The organism is Boseongicola sp. (assembly GCF_057460485.1).
The window spans coordinates 1-2,925 of sequence record NZ_JBVCWP010000403.1; the positions used below are offsets into that span (position 1 = coordinate 1).

Annotated in this window: 4 protein-coding genes; 1 reads left to right on the forward strand and 3 read right to left on the reverse strand. The window is 56.1% G+C overall.

Features of this window, described 5'->3' with window-relative positions; all coding sequences use genetic code 11:
- On the forward strand, window positions 1-1,246 hold a 1,246-nt coding region (locus AC221Y_RS22805), incomplete at its 5' end, for an amidohydrolase (protein ID WP_486708578.1).
- Between the two features lie 343 nt (window positions 1,247-1,589).
- Here AC221Y_RS22805 and AC221Y_RS22810 read toward each other — a convergent pair.
- The 3 genes from AC221Y_RS22810 to AC221Y_RS22820 all read right to left on the reverse strand — a co-directional run.
- Window positions 1,590-1,979 carry a c-type cytochrome gene (locus tag AC221Y_RS22810; RefSeq protein WP_486708579.1) on the reverse strand — a complete coding sequence of 130 codons (390 nt, stop codon included), beginning with the start codon at window positions 1,977-1,979 and terminating at the stop codon, window positions 1,590-1,592.
- A gap of 250 nt (window positions 1,980-2,229) precedes the next feature.
- Window positions 2,230-2,439 carry a hypothetical protein gene (locus AC221Y_RS22815; protein ID WP_486708580.1) on the reverse strand — a complete coding sequence of 70 codons (210 nt, stop codon included), beginning with the start codon at window positions 2,437-2,439 and terminating at the stop codon, window positions 2,230-2,232.
- A 30-nt stretch (window positions 2,440-2,469) separates the two neighbouring features.
- Window positions 2,470-2,925: mechanosensitive ion channel family protein (locus tag AC221Y_RS22820; RefSeq protein WP_486708581.1), on the reverse strand; the 456-nt coding region annotated here is incomplete at its 5' end.

Genomic DNA, 2,925 nt, shown 5'->3' on the forward strand with positions numbered 1-2,925 from the left:
AACCACCCAATCCTTCACCAAGCCGCAACTAACGAACAAGGAGCTCGACAAAATCTCGTCAAAGACACCTGTCGTCGTATGGCACGCGGGCGGGCACAAGATGACCGTGAACTCGAAGATGCTCGGGTTGATGGGCGTATCTTCGGACTTTCAGAACTTGTCAGGAGCAGAGCTGGGGCGCCATGACGATGGATCGCTAGATGGCAATGTTGCGGGCAGTGTGGCCCTTTTTGCCGCGCTAAAGGAGATTAAGCCCTTCAACGAGTTTGATCGGTTCAAGGGTGCCGTAGAACTAGGCCAGAATTGGGCAGCGCAGGGCATTGGCACATTGGGTGTCGCGGGCGTGACAGGTCCAGAGGACTGGCAGGTGTTGATCAAGCTTGCTGATAGCAAGGAGTTTCCACTTCGTACCCGCAACTACCTGCAGTGGGCCGCTCTTCCACTTTGGGACGAGGCCGACGTCAAGCCGGGGACAGGGGACATGAATGCCAGAGCGATTGGCTACAAGATCAGCGTCGATGGCTCGAACCAGGCATATACTGGATTGCAGCGAGAGCCCTACCTGAACCGAGAAGATCGAGGACTCGCCTATATGACGCAGTCTGAAATCGATGACGCAGTAGCAGAGGGCTCAAGACGCGGAGCGCAGATGGCAATGCACGGCAATGGTGATGCCGGCATCGACAACATCATTTCAGCAGTGGCAAAGGCGCGAGGAGACGGTCTGGACTTGTTGCGCCCTCGGATCGAGCACTGTTCGATTGTTCAGGACGACCAAATCGATAAGCTCAAGGAAAATGAGATCACATGCTCATTCTTGATTGCCCATGTCCTGTATTGGGGAGAAGCTTTTCGGGATACGGTCTTCGGGCCTGAGAAAGCCGCAAAGCTCGACCGCACTGGTAGTTTTGAACGTGCCAAAATTCCATATTCACTGCATACCGACTACGCCGTATCAACTCTTTCGCCCTTGGAGATGATCGAGGTTGCCGTCACGCGCACCCTGTTTACCCAACCCGACTTCGTGCTCTCGCCGGACGAACGTGCCTCAATAGAACACGCTATTCGCGGAGTAACGAGTGTCCCTGCCTGGCAACTCATGTCGGAAGACGAAGTGGGCAGCCTCGAAGAAGGCAAACTCGCAGATTTTGTCGTCCTGTCAGCAGACCCTCGCACAGTCGACCCAGATCAAATCAGCGAGATCCAAATCCTAGAGACATGGATTGAGGGACGGCGGGCGCACTAGGGGAAATGTCCGCTTTGGGTCATTAGCGGACATCGAGCGGAGTAGGCATGTCCACTTTACCCTCAGGAGCGGACACGATGAGCGTGGCCGCAGTCAACTTAGGCCGATCGCCTCAGCGTCCACTTGGTACGTTCTTGAGCGAATCCAGCCCCCGCAACCAACCTAGGCTGATCGCCTCAACGTCCACTTGGTACGTTCTTGAGCAAATCTAGCCCCCGCAACCAATCTTTTATTTTAGAATCAATAACTTGTTAGGTTGCGCCATATCCGCAAACGGCTCGCACTGGCTCGGGTCGCCACCAGGTCGCCACGGTGTGGAGACCGGTTTCGTCAAAAGCTGCGCTTAAGGCGGAGCTGATTCATCAGGAATGTCAAAACGCGTCCGCTGCGAGGGCGGTACACCTGTAATGTTTCCTAGGTAGTCCAAGATCGCGTCGACCTCTTCGATCGAAAATTGGATCTGAGGCATTCCCCGATGCCTAGAGCCCATTCCCTCTGCAAACCCGCTCTCGAGTTGCTGGATAGGGTACTTGAGGTACATCTCGCGAAGCGGTGGCGCTTGGTTCAAAGGGCTGTTGCCAGTCGCCGCGATGGAATGACAGCGGGCACAATGCTCCTCGAGAAGCGACGCGCCGTCGGCAAGAGTGCTGTCTGCATCCGCTGCGAGTACATCACCTGTCAAGACGGTCAGGGCTACGAGTGGAACAAATGCAAGACGACTAAGCATCATCATGGCCAAGCTTCTCGTCACGTCGTCATATGGGCGGAGCAAATCTCAAGTTGCTTTCGCAGCATCGAGGCCAGCCTCTTGGGCTTTATGATCTCAACCTCGTTGCCCCAAGTAAACAGGTGCCAGGACATCTCGAGTAGGCCACAGCAACCATCTTGCAAGGCCTTCTCCGTGGTGAAAAAGGCTTTGTTTCCTCCGGTCTTGGACAGGGCGAGGATAGAGGCGAGGTCAATCCGTCCGGCCTTGCGCGAATCTATCCGACCTCGACCGAGCCGTCCTCGCTGATCTTGATCTTGTCGCCGGTCTTGACCGTCTCCATGAACTCGTCACCGAGCAGGTCGATGCTGACCACCTTATTATCATTCCAGATGTTATCGATAATCAGCCCGGCCGACGCGATGCTGTCGACATGCGACGAGAACAGCATTGCCTGGAACCCAACCCCGAGTTGATTCATGCCCATGATTGCTCCGGCGCCCGCTACTCAGACCCGCTAGGCTGCGCCTTCTGGCGTGCCGCCCTTAACATGTACGTCGCGCTGTGGGAATGGGATGCTTATGCCAGCATCCCGCAAGGCCGCCAGGATCGCGAAGCGCAACTCGCTGCTCCATCCGATCCGATTGCGCACGTCACGTAGGAACACACGAAGTTCGAAATCGAGCGAACTGTCGCCAAAGCCGGCAAAGTGAACAACTGGTGGCGGCTGCTTGAGAACGCCGCGATGCGCCTTCGCGGCGGCTAGAAGTGTCGAGCGCAGCAGCTCCGTATCGGTGCCGTAGTCGACACCTACCGGTATATCGAGGCGACAACTCTTGTCGAGATGCATCCAGTTGCTGACCGGATCGGTGATGAGCGTCGCGTTCGGAATAATCACGGACTGACGGTGAATAGTTTCGATCTCCGTCGAGCGAACGCTGATCTTCTTGACGGTTCCCTCCTGGTCGCCGAC

Excerpts from the sequence above, each read along its gene's own strand:
- AC221Y_RS22810 (WP_486708579.1), bottom strand. The coding sequence starts at position 1,979 with ATGATGATGCTTAGTCGTCTTGCATTTGTTCCACTCGTAGCCCTGACC.
- AC221Y_RS22815 (WP_486708580.1), bottom strand. The coding sequence starts at position 2,439 with ATGGGCATGAATCAACTCGGGGTTGGGTTCCAGGCAATGCTGTTCTCG.